The organism is Streptomyces sp. NBC_01439 (assembly GCF_036227605.1).
Classification (GTDB): Bacteria; Actinomycetota; Actinomycetes; order Streptomycetales; family Streptomycetaceae; genus Streptomyces.
Map to the genome: position 1 here is coordinate 5478436 of NZ_CP109487.1, position 20761 is coordinate 5499196.

Sequence of the window (20761 nt, forward strand, 5' to 3'; positions counted from 1 at the left end):
GCTCATTGGAATTCCCCGACGCTTCTGCGAATCATCCTTGCACGGCAGTGCGACAACACCGCCTGGCGGGGGCGCCAGTTGGGGGCAATGCGGAGCATTTGGGGCCGGTCCGGATTCCCTGTGCTCGTTCGCTCGGGCGATCTGCGGTGATGGCCGAGCCGCTGTCGACGACAGGCCCTAGGCGGGCGTCGTCGGGGGGAGGGGGCGGGCGGGTCGGCCGGGGCGGCCGCGCATGACCACTGCGCCCAGGAGGATCAGGGCGCCCGCGCCGTAGGCGTTCGCGAGGCCGTCGCCGAGGGCCCGGGTGGTGCCGCCGATGGAGAGGCTGCCGGCCGCCTGTCCCTGGCGGACCGTCCACAGGACGGTGAAGCCGAGCACGACGATCCCGGCCAGGGCCATCAGCAGGCGCGAGCGGAGCAGGACGGCGCACAGGGTGAGGACGGCGGCGAAGAGGTACGGGAGCAGGATCGAGGCCGCCAGGGTGGACCCGTGGTCGGTGATTCCGGTGGAGGTGAAGAGCTCCTGGACGCGGTAGTCGCGTCCGAGACGGCCGTCGTACCAGGCACGGAAGGGGCTCCAGACGGCGGCCGCCGCTCCGACGAGACCCATCAGGGAGCCGAGTGCGTTGCGGAGCATGCCCGGCCCTTCGAGGTAGGGGGTCTCGGTGCCGACCCTACGCCGGGCCCCTGCGACCCGCACCTCGGGTCCGCCACAGGGGGGGCCACGGGGGTGGGCCACGGGGGTCCGGTGGCCGCGCCGTGCGTGCGTCGGCGGTACTCCGCCGCTCACCACGGTCAGGTCCACCTCGAACGCGGACCGGCCTGCCTGAGGTGCGGCCCGTCAGCGCAGCCGGAACTCCGTGCCGGGCCGCCGCGAGGCGAACAGCTCCGCCTGCCGTTCCGGCGCCAGGTTCCCCAGCGCGATCAGCGCCGGAGCGTGCGTCAGCGCCTGCTGGAGCGCGGCCTGCTTCGCCGACCACAGGGCCCGTACGGTGCCCTGCACGGCCTCCGTGGGGAAGCCGGCCAGGGTCTGTGCCGCCCGGAGGGCCGCCGGGAGCAGTTCGTCGGGCGCGGTCAGTTCCGAGACCAGTCCGATCTCGTGGGCCCGGCGCGCGGAGAGCCGCTCGGCCGTGCCCATCAGGGACATTCGGGCCGCCTCGCCGAAGGGCATCCGCTGCGCCATGTAGACGGCCTCGTAGGCGCTGACCATTCCGTAGGTGGTGTGCGGGTCGAAGAAGGTGGCGGTCTCGGAGGCGATCAGGAACTCCGCCTCGCCCAGCAGGTAGAAGGCCCCGCCGCAGGCCATGCCGTTGACGGCGGCGACGACCGGCTTCCACAGGTCGCCCGACTTGGGGCCGATGGCGATCAGCGGGTCGTCGGTCGAGTAGGGGGAGGCGGGCTGGGGCACGTCGACGCCGCGGTCGATGCCGGTGCAGAAGGCGGCCGCCCCGGCGCCGGTGAGTACGATCGCCCGCACCTCTTCGGCGAAGCGGAACTCCCGCCACACCTCGCCCAGTTCGGCCGCCGTGGCCAGGTCGACGGCGTTGTGCCGGTGCTCCCGGTCCAGGGTGACGACGGCGACGCCGGTCGCCCTGTCCCGTTCCACCCGCACGGTCATGACTTCTCCAGGACCCAGCGGGGCACGGCCATGCCGCCCGTCTCGGTGAAGACCACGTGCACCCGGGCGCCGATCCGCAGCCGGGCCGGGTCCACCGAGTCGAGCGGCGCGTCGGCCGAGGTCACCAGGTTCCCGGCGAGCCGGATGTGCGGGGCGTCGGCGAGCTCCACGAGGATCACGTTGTACGGGGCCTGCGCGGCGTAGGCGGGCAGCAGCGGCGGGTACGGCCGGACGTAGGACCAGATGCGGCCGCGGCCGCTCATCCGGCGCCACTCGCCGTCGAAGGACCGGCAGTGCGGGCAGCAGGGGCGGGGCGGGAAGCGCAGCCGGCCACAGGCGGCGCAGGCCTGGACGCGCAGCTCGCCCCGCGCGGCGTACTCCCAGAAGGGGGCGCCGTCCTCGTCGGGGACCGGCAGCAGCAGTTCGGCCGCGGCCTCGGCGGCGGCTTCGGACGCGGTGGTCATCGGTCAGCTCCTCAGCAGGATCGCGGACGTCGGGACGCCTTCGCCCGCCGTCACCAGGCAGGTCGCGGCGTCGGGCACCTGCGCGGTGGAGACGCCCCGCAGTTGCTTGACGCCCTCGTTGATCAGGTTGAAGCCGTGCACGTACGCCTCGGACAGGCCGCCGCCCCCGGTGTTGATGGGGAGCCGGCCGCCCGTCTCCAGGGCGCCGCCCTCGGTGAAGGCGGCGCCCTCGCCGCGGCCGCAGAAGCCGTAGCCCTCCAGGGAGAGCGGGATCAGCGGGGTGAAGGCGTCGTAGATCTGGGCAACGTCCACGTCCTGGGGCCCGAAGTCGGCCTGCTTCCACAGGTGGCGGGCGGCGGTCCAGGCGGGGCCGGACAGCGGGTCGTCGTTCCAGTAGTTGACCATGCCGTGGTGCTGGGCGGGCAGGCCCTGGGCGACGGAGTGCACGTAGACGGGTTTCTGGCGGCAGTCGCGGGCGCGTTCGGCGGAGACGATCACGCAGGCCAGCGCCCCGTCGGTCTCCAGGCAGTTGTCGAAGAGGCAGAGCGGGTCGCTGATCATGCGGGAGGTCATGTACATCTCGCGGGTCAGCGGGCGTTCGTACATCATCGCGGCCGGATTGGCGTTGGCCCGGTTGCGGCAGGCCATGGCGACGTTGAAGAGGTGGTCGCGGGTGGCGCCGTACTCGTGCATGTAGCGGCGGGCGAGCATGCCGATCTCGTCGGCGGGGCGCAGCAGGCCGAAGGGGCGGGTCCACTGGCCGGGGGTGGGTAGCTGGACGGCGGTGTTCTTCCAGGGGCGGGGGCCCGAGCCGCGCTTGCGGGAGCGCCAGGCGACGCCGACGGTGGCCTGGCCGGTGGCGACGGCGGAGGCGAGGTGGCCGACGGTGGCGCAGGAGCCGCCCCCGCCGTAGCCGATCTTGGAGAAGAAGGTGACGTCGCCGGCGCCGATGGCCTTGGCGACCTCGACCTCGTCGGTCTCTTCCATGGTGTAGGAGGCGAAGGCGTCGACCTCGGACGGGTCGATGCCGGCGTCGGCGAGGGCCGCGAGGATGGCCCGGCAGGCCAACTCCTTCTCGGACTGCGGGAGACGTTTGGCAAAGGCGGTCTGCCCGATGCCGACTATCGCCGTCGCGTCCTTGAGCGTTGCCGCCATCGCCACCTCCGGGGTGCGCCAGTACTGACAGCCGCGAAGGCTACAGCTAATCTGACGGATAGTCAGCTACTGGGTCTGCGGGAAGGTGGCACGCATGGGTGACGACGGGCGCGGCGACGGGCGCGAAGGCGTGCGCGGCGACGGGCGCGAGGGCGAGCGCGAGGACGTCCGCGGGGATCTGCGCTGGGGCAGCATCGCGCAGCTCGTCCGGACGGCGGCGGCCCGGTACGCCGACCGCGAGGCCGTCGTCGACGGACGCACCCGGATCAGTTACGCGCAGCTCGGCGAGCGCGTCGAGCGCGCCGCCGCGGCCTGCCTCGCCGCCGGGACCGAGCCCGGCGACCGGGTCGCCGTCTGGGCCCCCAACACCCTGGAGTGGATCGTTTCCGCACTCGGCGCCGTCTCGGCCGGCGCGGTGCTCGTCCCCCTCAACACCCGTTTCAAGGGCGGGGAGGCCGCGTACGTCCTGGAGCGCAGCCGGGCCCGGCTGCTCTTCGTCACCGGCACCTTCCTCGGCACCTCCTACGTCGCCTCCCTGCGCCGCGCCGCGGCCGAGGGCCCCGGCACCGGCCCGCTGCCCGGACTCCCGCACCTGGAACAGGTCGTGGTCCTGGCCGACGACGCCCCCGACTCCTTCCGCACCTGGAAGGAGTTCCTGGTGTGCGGGGACGGCGTACCGGCCGCGGCGGTCCGCGAGCGCGCCGAATCCATCCGCCCCGAGTCGCCCTCCGACATCATCTTCACCTCCGGCACCACCGGCAGCCCCAAGGGCGCGGTCATCACCCACGCCCAGTCCCTGCGCTGCTACGACGTGTGGAGCGAGCTCGCCGGACTGCGCGAGGGCGACCGCTACCTGATCGTGAACCCCTTCTTCCACACCTTCGGCTACAAGGCCGGGATCATCGCCTGCCTGATGCGCGGGGCCACGATGGTCCCGCAGCCCGTCTTCAACGTGGACACCGTCCTCGCGAACGTCGCCGCCGAGCGGATCTCCGTACTCCCCGGGCCGCCCACCCTCCACCAGTCGATCCTCGACCACCCCCAGCGCGACCGCCACGACCTCTCCGCCCTGCGCCTGGTCGTCACCGGCGCCGCCGTGGTCCCGCTGCGGCTCGTCGAACGGCTGAGCGGCGAACTGCGCATCGCCACCGTCCTCACGGCGTACGGGCTCTCCGAGGCCAGCGGCATCGTCACCATGTGCCGCCGCGGCGACCCGGCGGAGACCGTCTCCGCCACCTCCGGCCGGGCCATCCCCGACACGGAGGTGAGGATCCTGGACACCGACGGGCGGCCGCAGCCGGCCGGGCACGTGGGCGAGATCGTGGTCCGCGGCTACCACGTCATGCAGGGCTACTTCGAGGACCCCGAGGAAACCACCCGGACCATCACCCCCGAGGGCTGGCTGCACACCGGCGACGTGGGGTACGTGGACGAGGCCGGCAACCTGCGCATCACCGACCGGATCAAGGACATGTTCATCGTCGGCGGGTTCAACGCCTACCCCGCCGAGATCGAGCAACTGCTCGGCCTCCACCCGGACATCGCGGACGTCGCGGTGATCGGCATCCCGGACCCGCGCCTCGGCGAGGTCGGCAAGGCCTACGCGGTCCGTCGCCCCGGCTCCACCCTCACCGCGGACGACCTGATCGCCTGGTCCCGCCGCGAGATGGCCAACTACAAGGTCCCGCGCGCGGTGGAGTTCGTGACGGAGCTCCCGCGCAACGCGAGCGGCAAGATCCTCAAACGCGCCCTCCGCACCGGCTGAGCCGGTTCAGGGGACGAGGCCGCCCAGATCGATACGTCGGCGCGGGCGGGTCAGCCGCGGCGGGCCAGGACCAGGCGCCAGTGGGGGGTGCCGTCCGGGCGGTGGCCGAAGTGGGCCAGGGGGACCGTTTCCACCGTGAAGCCCGCCGCCCGGAGGTCCTCGCGGACCGGGCCCAGGGGGAAGGTGCGGTAGTACATGACGAACGGGGGACGCCACACCGCGTTGCGGACCCGCATCGCCGCGTCGAAGCCCGTCGTCGCCCACCACACCCGGGAGCCGAGCGGCAGCGGGGCGCCGATCGGGAAGGCGAAGACGCCGCCCCCGCGCAGGGCGGCGTGGACCCCGGAGAAGAGCGCGGGGCGCTCCGACGGGAGGAAGTGGCCGAAGGCGCCGAAGCTGACCGCCAGGTCGTAGGTGTTCGCGAGGGCGGAAGGCAGGGCCCGCGCATCGGCCCGTACGAAGTCCACGCGATCGGCGTCGGCGTCCGCGCCCGCGGCGTACCGGCGCCCGGCCTCCGCGAGCATGCCCGCGCTGAGGTCCACCCCGGTGATCCGGCCGCGGCACAGCCGGCTCAGCATGTCGATCCCGGCGCCCGTGCCGCAGCACACGTCCAGACCGGCGCCGAAGCCGCCCTCGTACTGGGCGAGGGTCTCCTCGACCGCGTCGAGCATCCGGTCGGGGGTGCGGAAGGGGGTGTGGTCGAACTTCGGCGCGAGGAGGTCGTAGCCCCGCTCGACCGAGGAGAGGCCCTGCACTGCCAGTTCGCGGACGCTCGGCCCGTGGGAGGAGAACACACCCCCAGCCTATGCCGCTGCCCCCGCACATACGTGTACGGCGGTCGCGGTGGCTCCCCCTCCGGGCCACCGCGACCGCCGTTCCCCCGTTGCTCCCCCGTACGTCTTGCGAGTGTTACGGGCGCGGACCGGACGCGTGGTTGTCCAGCGTCAGGATCTCCTCGCCCGCGACCGGCGGTGCGACCGGAACCGCAGCCGGGTCCGCCGTCTTTTCCAGCGGCTTGATCTCGATGCCGGAAGCGTGGTTTTCCAGGGTCTCGATCTCGACGCCCGAGGCGTGGTTGTCGAGCGGCTTGAGGTTCTCGTTCGTCGTCATCGATTCTCCTGAAGGATGGTTAGGGCTGGGCCCGTTCGGCGATTCCCCCGATGACCGCCGAACGGGTAGTCCACCAACCGACCCGGATGCTCCCCCGAGGCACCGGGTCGATGCACTCATCGTGTCGGACGGCGATAAACGAACGATGAACGCCTCGTTCAACTTGCGTCCCCGCAGCTCAGGCAGCGATCTCCGAGGCCAACAGGGCCTGTACCTCGCCCAGTTCGGTTGACCGCAGTTGCGTGAACACGGCCTCCGCGTCCCGCCAGCAGGCCCGCGCGCGGTCCCGCTGCCCCAGCCGCCGCAGCGCCTTGCCGAGCACCGTCAGGACCGTCGCCCGGCGCCACTCCCCGCCGATCCCGCGCAGCGCGATGGCCTGCTCGGCGTGCGAGGCGGCCAGCGTGGGTCGGCGCGCCGCCAGGTGGGCCTCGGCGAGCCGGAAGTGCGTCACGCCCTCCCACAGGGGCTGGCGGTTCTCGTGGAACAGCGACAGCGCCTCGGCGAGCTGCGCCAGGGCCTCGCCGAGCCGACCCGCCTGGGTGAGGGCGATGCCCAGCGCGTAGCGGCCGTTGGCCAGGCGCAGGCTCAGGCCCATCCGGTCGTAGATGGCGATGCCCTGCTGGGCCAGGTCTATGGCGCTGGGCAGACGTCCCAGTTCCACGTGGATGCGGGAGAGGTTGCACAGGGCGCTGGCCTCGCCGACGTTGTTGCCGTCGGCGCGGAAGCACTCGATGGCCTGCAGCAGGTAGCGCTCGCCGTCCGCGTGCCGCCCCTCGTAGAGGGCGATGATCCCGCGGTCGTTGGGGGCCCAGCACATGGGCAGCGGGTCGCCGGCCTCGCGCGCGAGCACGGTGGCCCGGGCGGCCTCGTCGTCGGCCTCGGCGAAGCGGCCCGCCACCAGGTGGACGTTGGTGAGGGTGGTGCGGGCGCGGCCCTCGGCGTACGGCTCCTTCGCCGCCTGGCCGGCGTCGCGCAGGGCGACCGCGGCCGACTCGTACTGCCGGGAGTTGGCCCCGGACTCGGCGAGGTCCTTCGCCGCCCACAGCAGGTCCACGGCCCGGCGCAGGACCAGCGACTCACCGCCCCGTACGGAGGCCTGCCGTACGCACGCCAGCAGCGGGTCGGCCTCGGCGTACAGCCAGTCCAGGGCGGCGCGCGGTTCGGCGAAGACCAGCCCGGGGTAGTGGGTGTCGGACAGGTGCGCGGGCAGTCGGTCGCCGGGGCGTTCCAGGGCGTAGACCCCGGAGGCGGTGGCCAGGTAGAAGTCCAGCAGCCGGTCCAGGGCCGCCTCGCGCCCGCTCGGAGGCTGTTCGTCGCGCTCGGCGCAGGCACGCGCGTAGAGGCGTACGAGGTCGTGGAAGCGGTAGCGGCCGGGGGCGGCGGATTCGAGGAGGGAGCAGTCGACTAAAGCCTCCAGCAGGTCCTCGGTGTCGTACTCGGGCAGATCGAGCACGGCGGCCGCCGCCGAGAGGGAGATGTCGGGGCCGTCGGCGAGGCCGAGGAGGCGGAAGGCGCGCTGCTGGGCGGGCTCCAGCTGGCCGTAGCCGAGCTCGAAGGTGGCCTTGACGGCGAGGTCGCCGGTCTGGAGCTCGTCGAGGCGGCGGCGCTCGTCGGCGAGCTTGGCGGCCAGGACGGAGACGGTCCAGGTGCGGCGGGCGGCGAGCCGGGAGGCGGCGATGCGGATGGCGAGCGGCAGGAAACCGCAGGCGCCCACGACGTCGAGGGCGGCCTGGCGTTCGGCGCGCACGCGCTCCTCGCCGACGATGCGGGTGAAGAGCTGGAGGGCCTCCTCGGGGCTCATCACGTCGAGGTCGACGAGATGGGCCCCGGCGAGGCCCGCCATGCGGACCCGGCTGGTGACGAGGGCGGCGCAGCCGGCGGTGCCCGGGAGCAGCGGGCGGACCTGGGCGGCGTCGCGGGCGTTGTCGAGGAGGACCAGCACGCGGCGGCCGTCGAGGATGGAGCGGTAGAGTGCCGCCCGGTCGGCGGCGGAGTCGGGGATGGCCGTGTCGGGCGTGCCGAGGGCGCGCAGGAAGGAGCCGAGCACGGCCTCCGGCTCGGCGGGGCGGGCCTCGGTGCCCTGGAGGTCGACGTAGAGCTGGCCGTCGGGGAAGTGCGGGCGGGCGGCGTGGGCCACGTGGACGGCGAGGGTGGTCTTGCCGACGCCGCCGATGCCCGCGAGCGCGGAGACGGCCATGACCTGGTCCTGGGCGCCGCCGCCGAGGATCGCGCCGAGCTCGGCGACGAAGCTGGCGCGGCCCGTGAAGTCGGGAACGGTGGCAGGCAATTGGGCGGGCCTCACGTGAACGGTCGCGGCGGCCGGGGCGGGGTCCTCCGCGCGGGCGAGATCAGCGTCGGCGTTGAGGATACGCTGCTGGAGCGCGGCCAGTTCGGGGCGCGGGTCGACGCCGAGTTCGTCGGCGAGCAGGCGCCGGGTGTCGGCGTAGACGGCGAGGGCCTCGGCCTGCCGGCCGCTGCGGTAGAGGGCGAGCATCAGCAGCTCGCGCAGGCGTTCGCGCAGCGGGTGGGCGGCGGTGAGGGCGGTGAGCTCGGAAACGGCGTCGGCGTGGTGGCCGACCTCCAGATCGAGGTCGAGGCGGGTCTCCAGCAGCTGGAGGCGCCATTCGACGAGCCGGATGCGCTCGGTCTCGGCGTGCGGGCCGGGGACGCCCGCGAGGGGCTCGCCCTCCCAAAGGTCGAGGGCGCGGGTCAGGAGCGTACGGGCGAGCGAGCGGTCACCGGCGGCCCGGGCCGCTTCGGCGTCGGCGGCGAGGCTACGGGCGACGCCGAGGTCGAGGGTGGCGGTGGAGCGCAGCCGGATGGCGTAGCCGCCGGACTCGGTGACGAGGAGGCCGGGGGCGACGACCTTGCGCAGGCGGGAGGCGTACGTGCGGATGGTGGCGAGGGCCTGCTGCGGCGGCTCCTCGCCCCAGATGGCGTCGATGAGTTCGGGTGCGGTGGCGGTGCGGCCGTCGCGCAGCAGGAGCACGGCGAGCAGGGCGCGCTGCTGGGGGGTGCCGGAGGGCAGGATCTCGGCGCCCCGCCAGGCCCGGACGGGGCCGAGGACGGCGAAGCGGGACTCGCCCGGACCCGCCGTCTCGCCTGCCGTCTCGCCTGCGGCGGGCTCGGCGGACCGGGCGGATGCGGTGGGCTCGGTTGGCCCCGCGGACCCCGTGGGCGCGGATCGTTTTGGACCCGTTCGGGGCGCAGTGGTGCCGGGCGCGGGGGTCGCACGTCGTGCGGGGGTCGCCCCCGGACCGGATTCGGGTACGACGGCAGCCGTACGGGCCTCGGGATGTTTCCGCGGGCTCGGGATGGCCGGTACGCCGTCCATCTGTCGTCCCCCTGCCTTCCGTCGGTGTAAGGGTCAGTCTGCCTTGTCTCGCGCGCACACGTCAGCCCGTGTCCGAGCGATCACTGGTCAACTAGCTGACGGTTCGTCAGATCGGCGCTACCGTAGGGGTCATGGAGACCTTCCCGAAGATCATCTCGGTGGACGACCACACGGTTGAGCCCCCCCACGTCTGGCGGGACCGGCTCCCGTCCAAGTACCGCGACATCGGTCCCCGCGTCGTCCGCGCCCCGTTGAAGGAAATGACCTTCCTCGGCGGCAAGTTCGCCCCCGTCATGGGGGCCAAGGGCGACGAGGGCCCCATCGGCGACTGGTGGGTGTACGAAGACCTGCACCGGCCGCTCACCCGCCTCGACACGGCTGTCGGGTACGACCGCGACGAGATCAAACTGGAAGTCATCACCTACGAGCAGATGCGCCCGGGGTCCTTCTCGGTTCCCGACCGGCTCGCGGACATGGACGTCAACCACGTCCAGTCGGCCCTCTGCTTCCCGACCTTCCCCCGCTTCTGCGGCCAGACCTTCACCGAGGCCAAGGACCGTGAGCTGGGACTCCTCGGGGTCCGGGCCTACAACGACTGGATGGTGGAGGAGTGGTGCGGCCCCGAAGCGCGCGGCCGTCTCGTCCCCCTCACCCTGGTCCCGCTCTGGGACGCCCGACTGGCCGCCGCCGAGGTCCGCCGCAACGCCGCGCGCGGCGTGCGCGCAGTGGCCTTCTCCGAGATACCCCCGCACCTGGGCCTCCCCTCCATCCACACGGACGAGTGGGACCCCTTCCTGGAGGCGTGCAACGAGACCGGCACGGTCATCGCCATGCACATCGGGTCCTCCTCCCGCATGCCCTCCACCTCGGCCGACGCACCGCCCGCGGTCGGCTCCACCATCACCTTCGCCAACTGCTGCTTCTCGATGGTCGACTGGCTGATGAGCGGCAAGTTCGAACGCTTCCCCAACCTGAAGATCATGTACGCGGAGGGCCAGATCGGCTGGATCCCGTACATCCTCGAGCGGGCGAACGTGGTCTGGGAGGAGAACCGCGGCTGGGGCGGGGTCGCCGACAAGGTGCTGCGCCCGCCGTCGGAGCTCTTCGCCGAGCACGTCTTCGGCTGCTTCTTCGACGACGCCTTCGGACTGAAGAACCTCGACTCGATCGGCGTCGCCAACGTCCTCTACGAGACGGACTACCCCCACTCCGACTCCACCTGGCCCAAGTCCCGCGAGGTGGGCGAGGCGCAGATGGGCCACCTCGCACCGGACGTGGTGGACCGCATCGTGCGCGGCAACGCGATCGACCTGCTCGGACTCACGCCCGACGGCCTGTGGCCGGGCCCGGGGGCGTGATCCCGCGGTCGTAGGGCGTGGCCCGGCCCCCTTCGCCGGCCACGCCCTACGGTCACCCGTGCCCCGCCCGCGTGCCGGCCCCGGCGACGGCCCGCGTGCCGGCCCCGGCCGCGAGCGCCAGGGCCACCGCCAGCCCCGCCACCGTCAACACCGGCAGCAGCACGCGCACGTCCACGAAGGCCACCAGGGCGGAGCCCAGCGCCAGGGCCAGCGCGTTCGGTACGAAGATCAGGGTGTTGGCCGTGGCCGCGGCCCGGCCCAGTGCGGCGTTCGGGACCTCGCGCTGCACCGCCGTCAGCGCCGCGACCAACACGCACGGCAGCCCGGCGCCGATGGCCGCGCTGCCCGCCAGGGCCACCGCTTCGTACGGCAGCGCCCGGACCCCGGCGCCGAGGGCGAACAGGGTCACTCCGACGGCCGTGAACATCCGCTCCGGCACGCACCGCAGCAGCGGGCCCGCCAGGAGCCCGCTCAGGACCGAACCCGCGCCCTGCACCGCGTACAGCACCCCCACGTAGGTGGGCACGTGCCCCAGCACGTCCCCGGCGACCGCGTAGATCGCCGCGCCGTTCAGCCCGGCCAGGAACATCACGGCGGCGCCGACCGCCACCAGCGTGCGCGCCGCGGGCGCCTCCCGCAGTTGCCGCCCGCCCTCCAGCACCTGCGCGAATCCTCCCAGCCCGCCCCGGATCCGCTCCCGTTCCGGCGGCTCCCCGGCCACCCGCAGCAGGGCGAAGATCCCCGCCGCCAGCGCGAAGGTCACCGCGTCGAGCAGGGCCACCGACGCCCCGCCGAAGCGGGCGAACAGGCCCGCGCCCACCAGCGGTGCGAGCAGCTTCGTGCCCTCGGCGGCGGTCAGCCGCAGTCCGTTGAAGTCCCCGAGGAGCCGGTGGCCGACGGCCTGCGGAACCAGGGCCGCCTCCGCCGCCCCGTGCACGGTGCCGCAGACCCCGTACACGAGCAGGACCGCGAACAGCAGCCACACCCGGTCCGCCGAGTCCAGCAGGGTCAGTACGGGCAGCAGCGCGGCCATCACGAGGCCGAGGGCGACCAGCAGCGGCCGCCGGGGCAGCCGGTCGGCGAGCGCCCCCAGGGCCGGTCCGGCCAGGACCGGCGCCCACAGGGCGAACGCGGTCAGCGCCGCGAGGGCGTCCGACCCGGTCAGTGACTTCACCCAGACCCCGGCGACCAGCCACATGGCGCTCGTACCGAACCCCGAGACCACCACCCCGGACAGGTAGAGCCGCGCGTTGCGGTCCCGCAGGACCTTCCCCACACCTCGTTCGATCACCGGCCCAGCCTGTGTTCTAAGGCGGGGGCCGGGGATCGGGCAGACGACCTATGCGTCGCACCGGGGGTTCCCCCGCGCGGGGTGGAGAGGGTCGTGCGCGGGCCGGACCCGCTCGGGCACCGGGTCGGACACCCACCCGCAGGCCGTCTGGGGGCTGTTCTGGTACGGGCTCTTCCTGTTCTGGGGGATCACGCTCGGCATCGCGGCCCGACAGCGGCTGCGCGAGCGCCCGGTCCGGCGTCCGTAAGGGCCCGTGGGGGCCGGGGGGCCGTGGGGCCGTGGGGGACAGCCCCTACCATCTGGCCGTGACCCGACTCCAGTTGCTCCGCTTCGACCACGCCCCGGCACTACTCGCGTTCGAGCGGGAGAACCGGTCCTACTTCGCCGCGTCGGTCCCGGACCGGGGCGACCGCTACTTCGCCGCCTTCGACGAGCGGCACGCCGCGCTGATGGCCGAGCAGGCCGCCGGGCTGTGCTTCTTCCACGTCCTGGTGGGCGACGGGGGCGAGGTGGTGGGGCGGGTCAACCTCATTGACGTGGCAGCCGGTTCGGCCGAGCTCGGATACCGGATCGCCGAGCGTGCCGCGGGCCGGGGCCTGGCCACGGCCGCGGTCCGGGAAGCATGTGGGCTCGCCGTCGCGGAGTACGGACTGGCCGAGCTGCGGGCGGTCACGACGCTCGACAACACCGGCTCGCGCGCGGTGTTGGCCCGTACGGGATTCGTGGTCTCCGGCGATGTCGATCTGGACGGCCGTCCGGGCCTGCGCTTCGTGTGTGACCTGCAGGTCCAAACCGTGTGAGGCTCGGGCCGGGGGCCGTCCGCGGCCTTGCACCCGACCCTGCCGCCGGGGCATGCTTCGCCAGGGCAAAGCGGGAGGATGATCATGCCGGTGGACAAGCGGACCGTCGTGACGGCGGTGCTGTGCGCGGTGGCGGCCCTCGGGGCGTCCGCTGCGGTGGCCAAGCTCTCGCCGCCACCGGAGGGAGTTCCTCAGGTACGGGCGAAGGCGGCGCCGAGCGCCTCGCCGACGGGACCGTCATCGCGATCGCAAGTGGCGAAGCCGCAGCTGTCCGCACCCCCCGGTACCACCCTGCCGCCGGCCGTCACCCCGCCGCCCGGAGGGCCCGCCGCCTTCACCGGGGCCCTGTTCACCAACGGCCTGGACAGTGATCACTTCTGCACCGCCACCGTGGTGAGCAGCCCCGGCCGGAACCTGATCATCACTGCCGGGCACTGCCTGCTCGAAGGGGACCAGAGCGGCGGAAGCGCCGTCTTCGCGCCCGCGTACGCCAACGGGGTCGCCCCGTACGGCACGTGGAAGATCGAGCAGGTCTTCGAGGACGACCGCTGGGCCGAGGGCACGGACGACGACTACGACCTCGCATTCGCCCGCCTCGCCCCGGACGCCAAGGGCCGCACCATCGAGGACGTGACCGGCGCGGCCGTCCTCGACACCAGCGGCCGTGCGGGCGAGGAGGTCACCGTGACCGGTTACCCCGCCGACCGCAAGGTCCCCCGTACGTGCAAGTCGGTGGCCGTCCGCGAAAGCGCGACCCAACAGCGCTTCGAATGCGCCGACTTCCCCGGCGGCACCAGCGGCAGCGCGTGGATCGCCGGCGACGGGAAGATCATCGGCATCCTCACGGGCGGGGACACGGACGACGTGTCGACCAGCACGGTCCTCGGCGAGTACGCGGCCTCGCTCTACGCCAAGGCCACGGGTAAGGCGCCCGCCGCGAAGCACTGAGGGCCGCCGTCCCGGCATGCCTCCAGGATCCGCCCCCGCGCCCCCGGCAGGCCGGGACGGTCGCCGCTCGCCGCCCGCCGAGGCGCAGGGCGACGGGCGACGGGCGCCCCAGGGGAAATCCCCCGGGGCGCAAGGGCCCGGCGAGCGCATGAGCTGCAGCTGTTCTTCGCGCCGACGCGGGAGGAGGCGGCGTGGGCGGTGGAGCTGCCGGAGGCTGCGCCGGTGATGGCGGGTGGCCGTACGGCGGTGCGGAAGCGGCGGGCTGGTCTGCTGGCCGGGAATCGGTTCGCCAGCAACGGGGTTGGTGGTGGACGAGCCGTTAATTGGAGGGTCATGCGAGCGATTCAGGTGTACGAAGTGGGCGGTCCCGAGGTGCTGCAGGAGGCCGAGGTGGACCAGCCGCGGCCGGGTCCGGGCGAGGCGGTCGTGGAGGTCGCCGCATCCGGGGTCAACTTCCTCGACGTCTACCACCGCGAGGGCCGGTACATCCTCCCGCTGCCCTTCACCCCGGGCACTGAGGGCGCCGGCACGGTCGTCGAAGTGGGACCCGGCGTCGCTGACGTCGCAGTCGGGGACCGGGTCGGTTGGGTGGAGACTCCCGGTACGTATGCCGAGCGGGCCGTCGTGGACTCCTCCCGGTTGGTGCCGCTGCCCGACGACATCGGCTTCGAGACGGCCGCCGCCGTGCTCCTCCAAGGCATGACCGCGCACTATCTCGTCAAGGACGCCTACCCGGTTCAGGGGGGCGACACCGTGCTCGTGCATGCGGCTGCTGGTGGCATGGGGCTGCTTTTGACCCAGCTCATCACCCATCTCGGCGGCAGGGTGATCGGCACGACGTCGACCTCGGCCAAGGCCGAGCTGGCGAAGCGTGCCGGGGCCGCCGAGGTGATCCTTTCCTCCGCAGTCGACGATCTCGCAGCCGAGGTGAGGCGGCTCAACGGCGGCCAGGGACTGCCGGTCGTCTTCGATGGCGTCGGCGCGCACACCTTCGATGCGAGCCTCGCCAGCCTGCGAACCCGCGGCCATCTCGTGCTCTTCGGCGCGGCAAGTGGTGCCGTGCCGCCGTTCGATCCGATTCGGCTCGCCCACGGCGGTTCGCTGACCCTGATCCGGCCCAGCCTCGGGGACTTCATCGCCGATCGGTCCGAACTGCTCCGACGGGCCGCCGATGTGTTCGAGTGGGTGCGCTCCAAGGCGCTCGAGGTCACCGTAACGGGCCGCTACGCATTGTCCGAGGCCGCCCGGGCCCACAGCGATCTGGAGGCTCGGCGTACCACCGGCAAGCTGCTCGTCGTACCCGATGCGGCCGCTATTGGACGCCGCGAGGAGACGCAGAGCTGATCGCGGGTGACGCTGTCGGGGATCACGGAGACTGAGATGTCGAGGGCATGGCCGACCGTCACCCCCAAGATCCCCGACAGCGTCAGGCACTCAGCAGGCCGAGATCAAGCTCTGGCGGGTTCCTGGTCCATCGGGGTCACACCCCTTCAAGATCTCCAAGATCCCTCAGTCGAGACCTGGCTCACCCGTCCACGACCTCCCGGAAGGGACGGCCTAGGCCAGCAGCCCCAGGTGGACCGGTTCCGCCGGGGAGTTGGCCAGGAGGTCCGGCAGGCGCGGGGGCCACAGGGGTTCGCCCAGGGTGGCCAGGCGCTGCGGGGAGAGCCACTGCCAGTGGATGTCCGGGGCCTCCAGGACCGGCTCGCGGCGAGGGCCCGTGGTGACGAAGATGTGCTCGTGCTGGCGGACCGGGATCCCCTGGTGCGTGAAGTCGTGCTCCCAGGTGCAGAGCAGCCGTTCGGGTTCCAGATCGGTCCAGCCGGTTTCCTCGCGCAGCTCGCGCCGCACGCAGTCCTCGGGGCTCTCGCCGGGATCGATGCCGCCGCCGGGCGGCAGCCAGTGGATGCCCACCTCCACGTTGTCCTCCCGGAAGAGGAACACGGATCCGGTGGGGGACAGGATGACAACGCGCGCTGCGTGACGTGGAGTTCGCATCATCGATTCAATGTACGCCGGTGATCGGTTCCGGGGGCAGGGCTTGTACCTGGCCTTTTACCGTCTTTTGCGCGCCCGTCCCCCGGGTACGCCCCCGGAACCGACCACCGGTCCGCGCGTAGACCGCCGTGGCCGTTCCGTCCAGGGCGGTGCCCGTCAGGCCGCCGAGCCCGGGCAGCAGCAGGGACTCCGGCGCGGCCCCGGAGGGCGGCTCCACGGTCCGCGCGTGCTTCCCGCCGTCCGGCGAGGCGCGCAGGTCCCCGCCATCCGGGCTCCGGGGGCCTGCTGATGTACGGTCGGAGGAATGAGCCAGCACGCCCGAGCCCGCTCCCGTCCGCCCCGCAAGCCCCGTGCGACCCGTAGGACCCGCCGGGTGGCCCTCGCCGCCGTGCTGGGCCTGGCGACCTTCACGGCCGGCTGGGCGTACGTGGCCCAGGACCCGGACGATGCCGCCGGTCCCCGGCCGCAGGCCCACGTGGACGCCCGCCCGCAGGCTGAGGACCGTGCCGCGCGCGACGAGCAGCGGGCCGCCCAGCAGGCCGAGCGGCAGGCGGCCCAACAGGCCGCCGCCCCGCAGGGCCTGGCGGGCGTCAGCGAGTCGACCCGGGCCCGGATCCCGGTCGAGTCCCGTCAGCTCATCCTGGTCACCGGCAAGGCGGTGGATTCCTCGGAGTCCACCGCCACCTTCTACACGCGCCCGGCGGCCGGCGCCGACTGGGTCAAGGCCGAGAGCTGGCCGGCCCGCAACGGGGCCAAAGGCTGGTCCACCGAACGCACGTACGGAGACCTGACCTCACCGATGGGCGTCTTCGCGCTCACCGACGCGGGCGGCCTGCTGCCGAAGCCGCCGGGGACCCGGCTTCCGTACGACGAGGACAACGGCTTCGTCGCCACCGGCCTCGGGGTGAACGGGGAGTCCCTGGCGGGCTCCTTCGACTACGTCGTCGCCATCGACTTCAACCGCAGGCCGGGCCGGTCCCCGCTGGACCCGGTCATGCCGGACGGCGAGGACAAGGGCGGCAACATCTGGCTGCACGTGGACCACGACGGGCCCTCGCAGGGCTGCGTGGGCATTCCGAAGGCGGCCATGGAGAAGGTGCTCCGGACCCTCGACCCGGCGGCGAAGCCGGTCATCGTGATGGGGCCGGAAGGCTTCTGAGCCGGGCGAGTCGGGGCCGTAGCAGCAGTCCGATGTAGGCGAGGTCGAAGGCGCTGCACAGGATCCCGAGTCCGAGGATGAACGGCGCGTCCTCCAGCACCCCGAACAGCAGGGTCGGGGCGAGCGTCCCCAGCCATTTGGCGACGGCGATGGTCAGGGACTGCCCGAGCGGTCCCTGCCGGGATGCGTACAGGGCGATGAACAGGCCGGACATCAGCAGGTTCTGCAGGAACGCCGAGTACCGGCTCGCGTCGTGCGCCCCGAAGTGCGCCAGGAACATCCACTGCACGGCGAATCCCGTACCGAACACCAGGACCGACCAGGTGGCGAAGAGCGGTCGGGTCACGAACTCGGGCAGCTCGGCCCGCCCGAAACGCAGATAGGTGTAGACGATCACCACGTCGGCCACCGCCCACACCACGTTGACCACGCCCTGCGCGGAGATCCCGACCGAGACGTCGCGGACCGCGTAGGTCGCTTCCCAGGCGAAGTTGAGCGCGAGTGCGGCGACGGGCATCGCGTACGTCCGGTCCCGCAGCCCGACGCGGATCGCCTCCACGTACACGACCGTCCAGGCGATCCCGCTGACCAGCGTGAGTATCAGATCCACGCGCGCACCCTAGCGAGGCGAACGCGGAAGGGGAACGCCCCAGTTCGGGCCGGGGCCTGTCGCACCCCTTGTCTGACGATCCGTCAGCTATGACGATGGCCCCGCACCGATATGACGAATCGGCAGACGAAGGCGAGGCGGGCCCGCCATGGCGCGCGTATTTCCGCAAGGTCGGCTGGTCTACGGGATGCAGCTCCCGGTCCAGTCGCAGAGCACCATCTACGCCGAGCCCTGGGAGGCGTCGGCCACCGCCGCCGATCTCGCCGGGATCGCGCGGGCCGCCGACCGGGCCGGCTTCGGGTACGTGGCCACCTGCGACCACGTGGCCATCCCGCGGCGGCTCGCCGGCCCCATGAGCACCGTCTGGTACGACCCGGTGGCGACCCTGTCCTTCCTGGCCGGCATCACCGAGCGCGTGCGGCTGCTGAGCCACGTCGCGATCCTGGGCCTGCGCCACCCGCTGATCAGCGCCAAGCAGTACGCCACCCTCGACCACCTCTCCGGCGGCCGGCTGATCCTGGGGGTGGGGGCCGGGCACGTGCAGGAGGAGTTCGAGGTCCTCGGCGTGGACTTCGCGCGCCGCGGAGCCGTGCTCGACGAGACCCTGGACGCGCTGCGGGCGGCGCTGGGGCCCGAGGAGTACCCGGAGTTCGAGGGCGAGCTGTTCTCCTTCAAGGACCTCGGCCAGCTGCCCCGGCCCGCGCAGCAGCGGATCCCGGTCTGGGTCGGCGGCTCCTCGCCCGCCGCCGTCCGCCGTGCCGCCGTCCGCGGGGACGGCTGGCTCCCGCAGGGCGACCCGCGCGCGGAGCTCCCCGCGCAGATCGCCCGGATCAGGGAGCTGCGCGGGGCGGCGGGGGTCGCCGGCCCCTTCGAGTTCGGTGCGATCACCGAGGCGCTGTACGTCGGCGAGCCCGGCTGGGACACCGGTCGCCGCACCCTCACCGGCAAGGCGGAGGCGCTCGCCGAGTCCCTGCGGGAGTACGGGGCGCTCGGCGTGGACCAGATCCAGGTGCGCTTCCGCAGCCGCGACCGGGCCGAACTCGTCGACCAGATCACCGCTTTCGGGGCCGAGGTGGCCCCGCTCCTCAACGACTAGGGGTTGACCGACCATGGGCAAGCTGGACGGGCGCGTCGTCATCATCACCGGCGCAGCGCGCGGGCAGGGCGAGCAGGAGGCCCGGCTCTTCGCCGCCGAGGGGGCGCGGGTGCTGCTCGGCGACGTGCTGGACGAGCAGGGTGCGGCGGTGGCCAAGGACATCGGCGAGGACCGGGCCCGGTACGTGCGGATGGACGTGAGCCGCGAGGAGGACTGGGTGGCCGCGATCGCCGTCGCGAAGGAGGCCTTCGGTCCGGTCGACGGCCTGGTCAACAACGCGGGCATCCTGCGCTTCAACGAGCTGACCGCGACCCCGCTGGAGGAGTTCCAGCAGGTGGTCCAGGTCAACCAGGTGGGCGCCTTCCTCGGCATCAAGACGGTGGCCCCCGAGATCGAGGCGGCCGGCGGCGGCACCATCGTCAACACCTCCTCGTACACGGGCCTGACGGGCATGGCGTACGTCGGCACCTACGCCGCCACCAAGGCGGCGATCCTCGGCCTGACCCGGGTGGCGGCGCTGGAGCTGGCGGGAAAGGGCATCCGGGTCAACGCGATGTGCCCGGGCGCCGTGGACACCCCGATGGCCAACCCGGGCCTGCTGGACCCGGCGAACATGACCGACGAGGCCAGGGACGCGATGGCGGAGCTCTACCGGCGGGTGGTTCCGATGGGGCGGGTGGGGCAGCCGGAGGAGATCGCGAAACTGGCGCTCTTCCTGACGGGCGAGGACTCCTCGTACATCACCGGCCAGCCCTTCGTGATCGACGGCGGCTGGATGGCGGGCGTCAGCATTCTCTGATGGGTCGTCAGGTATTGACGGTCCCGCCTCGGCAGTGGAACAGTCGAGACATCGAATCTGACGGAACGTCAGAAATCAAAGGACGGTGAACCCCTTGGAATTCGGGCTCTTTGTGCAGGGATACGTGCCTGAGGCGCGGTCCAAGGTCGACCCCGAGGCAGAGCACAAGGCGCTGATCGAGGAGACCGAGTACGTCATACAGGCGGACAAGTCCGGCTTCAAGTACGCCTGGGCCTCCGAGCACCACTTCCTGGAGGAGTACTCGCACCTGTCGGCGAACGAGGTGTTCCTCGGGTACCTCGCCCACGCCACCGAGCGCATCCACCTCGGCTCCGGCATCTTCAACCCGCTCGCCCCGGTGAACCACCCGGTCAAGGTGGCCGAGAAGGTCGCCATGCTCGACCACCTCTCCAAGGGCCGCTTCGAGTTCGGCACCGGCCGCGGCGCGGGCAGCCACGAGATCCTCGGCTTCCTGCCCGGCATCGAGGACATGAACGGCACCAAGGAGATCTGGGAGGAGACCATCGCGGAATTCCCCAAGATGTTCCTCCAGGAGGAGTACGAGGGGTTCCAGGGCAAGCACTGGTCGCTCCCGCCGCGGAAGGTCTTCCCCAAGCCGTACGGGAAGGCCCACCCGGCCATGTGGTACGCCGCCGGCTCCCCGTCCTCGTACGCGATGGCGGCCAAGAAGGGCCTCGGCGTGCTGGGCTTCAGCGTGCAGAAGGTCTCCGACATGGAGTGGGTCCTCGACCAGTACAAGACGGCCATCCGGGAGGCGAAGGCCATCGGCGCCTTCGTCAACGACAACGTCATGGTCACCTCGACCGCGATCTGCGCCGAGACCCACGACAAGGCCGTCGAGATCGCCGTGGGCGCCAACATGAACCGCTTCCAGTCGCTGGTCTTCCGCTACCACGACACCTTCCCGCGGCCCGAGGCGATCCCGCAGTGGCCCGAGACCCTGCCGGAGTACAACGCGGAGATCATCGAACTGCTGATCGCGGAAGAACTGCTGATCTGCGGCGACCCGTCGGAGGTCCGGGCCCAGTGCAAGCGCTGGGAGCAGGCCGGCGCCGACCAGCTGTCCTTCGGCCTGCCGACCGGCGTCTCGCCCGAGGACACGATGACGACGATCAAGCTGATCGGCGAACACGTGATCCCGCACATCGACACGGACCCGGTGCACCGCACGACCCGCTTCCGCCAGGCCGTCTGACCCGGCGGGGAGACGGGGACGGCGTCTTCCCGGACCGCCGT

At 72.5% G+C, this 20761-nt stretch carries 19 protein-coding genes; 9 read left to right on the plus strand and 10 right to left on the minus strand.

Annotated features, from left to right (window positions below):
* Positions 1-177 precede the first annotated feature (177 nt).
* The 4 genes from OG207_RS24750 to OG207_RS24765 form a co-directional block, all read right to left on the minus strand.
* The gene (locus OG207_RS24750) at positions 178-636 is read right to left on the minus strand and encodes a hypothetical protein (RefSeq protein WP_329100924.1); all 459 of its coding nucleotides are present in this window, start codon (positions 634-636) and stop codon (positions 178-180) included.
* Positions 637-840: 204 nt separating this feature from the next.
* The gene (locus OG207_RS24755) at positions 841-1617 is read right to left on the minus strand and encodes an enoyl-CoA hydratase/isomerase family protein (protein ID WP_329100926.1); all 777 of its coding nucleotides are present in this window, start codon (positions 1615-1617) and stop codon (positions 841-843) included.
* The gene (locus OG207_RS24760) at positions 1614-2081 is read right to left on the minus strand and encodes a Zn-ribbon domain-containing OB-fold protein (protein ID WP_329100927.1); all 468 of its coding nucleotides are present in this window, start codon (positions 2079-2081) and stop codon (positions 1614-1616) included. Before OG207_RS24760 ends, OG207_RS24755 begins: the two co-directional genes overlap by 4 nt.
* A gap of 3 nt (positions 2082-2084) precedes the next feature.
* Complete coding sequence (locus tag OG207_RS24765) at positions 2085-3236, minus strand: lipid-transfer protein (protein ID WP_329100930.1); 1152 nt, start codon at positions 3234-3236, stop codon at positions 2085-2087.
* A 94-nt stretch (positions 3237-3330) separates the two neighbouring features.
* Between OG207_RS24765 and OG207_RS24770 the strand changes: the two genes are divergently transcribed.
* Positions 3331-5001 (plus strand): FadD3 family acyl-CoA ligase, encoded by a 1671-nt coding sequence (locus OG207_RS24770; protein WP_329100932.1) that lies wholly within the window; start codon positions 3331-3333, stop codon positions 4999-5001.
* A gap of 50 nt (positions 5002-5051) precedes the next feature.
* On the opposite strand, the gene OG207_RS24775 is transcribed toward OG207_RS24770, so the two are convergent.
* The 3 genes from OG207_RS24775 to OG207_RS24785 form a co-directional block, all read right to left on the minus strand.
* Positions 5052-5795, minus strand: a complete 744-nt coding sequence (locus OG207_RS24775; protein ID WP_329100934.1) for a class I SAM-dependent methyltransferase — start codon at positions 5793-5795, stop codon at positions 5052-5054.
* Between the two features lie 115 nt (positions 5796-5910).
* Entirely contained in the window at positions 5911-6111 is a 201-nt protein-coding gene (locus OG207_RS24780) for a hypothetical protein (RefSeq protein WP_329100936.1), read from the minus strand.
* 178 nt (positions 6112-6289) lie between these two features.
* Positions 6290-9445: an AfsR/SARP family transcriptional regulator gene (locus OG207_RS24785; protein ID WP_329100938.1), complete on the minus strand. Its 3156-nt coding sequence runs from the start codon at positions 9443-9445 to the stop codon at positions 6290-6292.
* A 131-nt stretch (positions 9446-9576) separates the two neighbouring features.
* Between OG207_RS24785 and OG207_RS24790 the strand changes: the two genes are divergently transcribed.
* A complete protein-coding gene (locus OG207_RS24790) occupies positions 9577-10803 on the plus strand; it encodes an amidohydrolase family protein (protein WP_329100939.1) in 1227 nt (408 codons plus the stop codon).
* A gap of 52 nt (positions 10804-10855) precedes the next feature.
* Here the strand turns inward: OG207_RS24790 and OG207_RS24795 are convergent, their stop codons facing one another.
* The gene (locus OG207_RS24795; protein WP_329100941.1) at positions 10856-12094 is read right to left on the minus strand and encodes an MFS transporter; all 1239 of its coding nucleotides are present in this window, start codon (positions 12092-12094) and stop codon (positions 10856-10858) included.
* 305 nt (positions 12095-12399) lie between these two features.
* Between OG207_RS24795 and OG207_RS24800 the strand changes: the two genes are divergently transcribed.
* The 3 genes from OG207_RS24800 (at position 12400) to OG207_RS24810 (ending at position 15186) form a co-directional block, all read left to right on the plus strand.
* Positions 12400-12894 carry a GNAT family N-acetyltransferase gene (locus OG207_RS24800; RefSeq protein WP_329100943.1) on the plus strand — a complete coding sequence of 165 codons (495 nt, stop codon included), beginning with the start codon at positions 12400-12402 and terminating at the stop codon, positions 12892-12894.
* Positions 12895-12978: 84 nt separating this feature from the next.
* Positions 12979-13842, plus strand: coding sequence for a trypsin-like serine peptidase (locus tag OG207_RS24805; RefSeq protein ID WP_329100945.1), 864 nt, complete (start codon positions 12979-12981; stop codon positions 13840-13842).
* Positions 13843-14040: 198 nt separating this feature from the next.
* Positions 14041-15186 (plus strand): quinone oxidoreductase family protein, encoded by a 1146-nt coding sequence (locus OG207_RS24810; RefSeq protein WP_443072730.1) that lies wholly within the window; start codon positions 14041-14043, stop codon positions 15184-15186.
* Positions 15187-15399: 213 nt separating this feature from the next.
* On the opposite strand, the gene OG207_RS24815 is transcribed toward OG207_RS24810, so the two are convergent.
* Entirely contained in the window at positions 15400-15843 is a 444-nt protein-coding gene (locus OG207_RS24815; protein WP_329100947.1) for an NUDIX hydrolase, read from the minus strand.
* Between the two features lie 301 nt (positions 15844-16144).
* Here OG207_RS24815 and OG207_RS24820 point away from each other — a divergent pair, with 301 nt between their 5' ends.
* Complete coding sequence (locus OG207_RS24820; RefSeq protein WP_329100949.1) at positions 16145-16999, plus strand: L,D-transpeptidase family protein; 855 nt, start codon at positions 16145-16147, stop codon at positions 16997-16999.
* Here the strand turns inward: OG207_RS24820 and OG207_RS24825 are convergent.
* Positions 16971-17609, minus strand: coding sequence for a transmembrane-type terpene cyclase (locus OG207_RS24825; RefSeq protein ID WP_329100951.1), 639 nt, complete (start codon positions 17607-17609; stop codon positions 16971-16973). The genes OG207_RS24820 and OG207_RS24825 overlap by 29 nt on opposite strands.
* A 148-nt stretch (positions 17610-17757) precedes the next feature.
* Here OG207_RS24825 and OG207_RS24830 point away from each other — a divergent pair, with 148 nt between their 5' ends.
* The 3 genes from OG207_RS24830 (at position 17758) to OG207_RS24840 (ending at position 20720) form a co-directional block, all read left to right on the plus strand.
* Positions 17758-18705 (plus strand): LLM class F420-dependent oxidoreductase, encoded by a 948-nt coding sequence (locus tag OG207_RS24830; protein ID WP_329100954.1) that lies wholly within the window; start codon positions 17758-17760, stop codon positions 18703-18705.
* Positions 18706-18718: 13 nt separating this feature from the next.
* Positions 18719-19504: an SDR family NAD(P)-dependent oxidoreductase gene (locus tag OG207_RS24835; protein ID WP_329100957.1), complete on the plus strand. Its 786-nt coding sequence runs from the start codon at positions 18719-18721 to the stop codon at positions 19502-19504.
* A gap of 94 nt (positions 19505-19598) precedes the next feature.
* Positions 19599-20720 (plus strand): LLM class flavin-dependent oxidoreductase, encoded by a 1122-nt coding sequence (locus tag OG207_RS24840; RefSeq protein ID WP_266595391.1) that lies wholly within the window; start codon positions 19599-19601, stop codon positions 20718-20720.
* Positions 20721-20761: the final 41 nt, after the last annotated feature.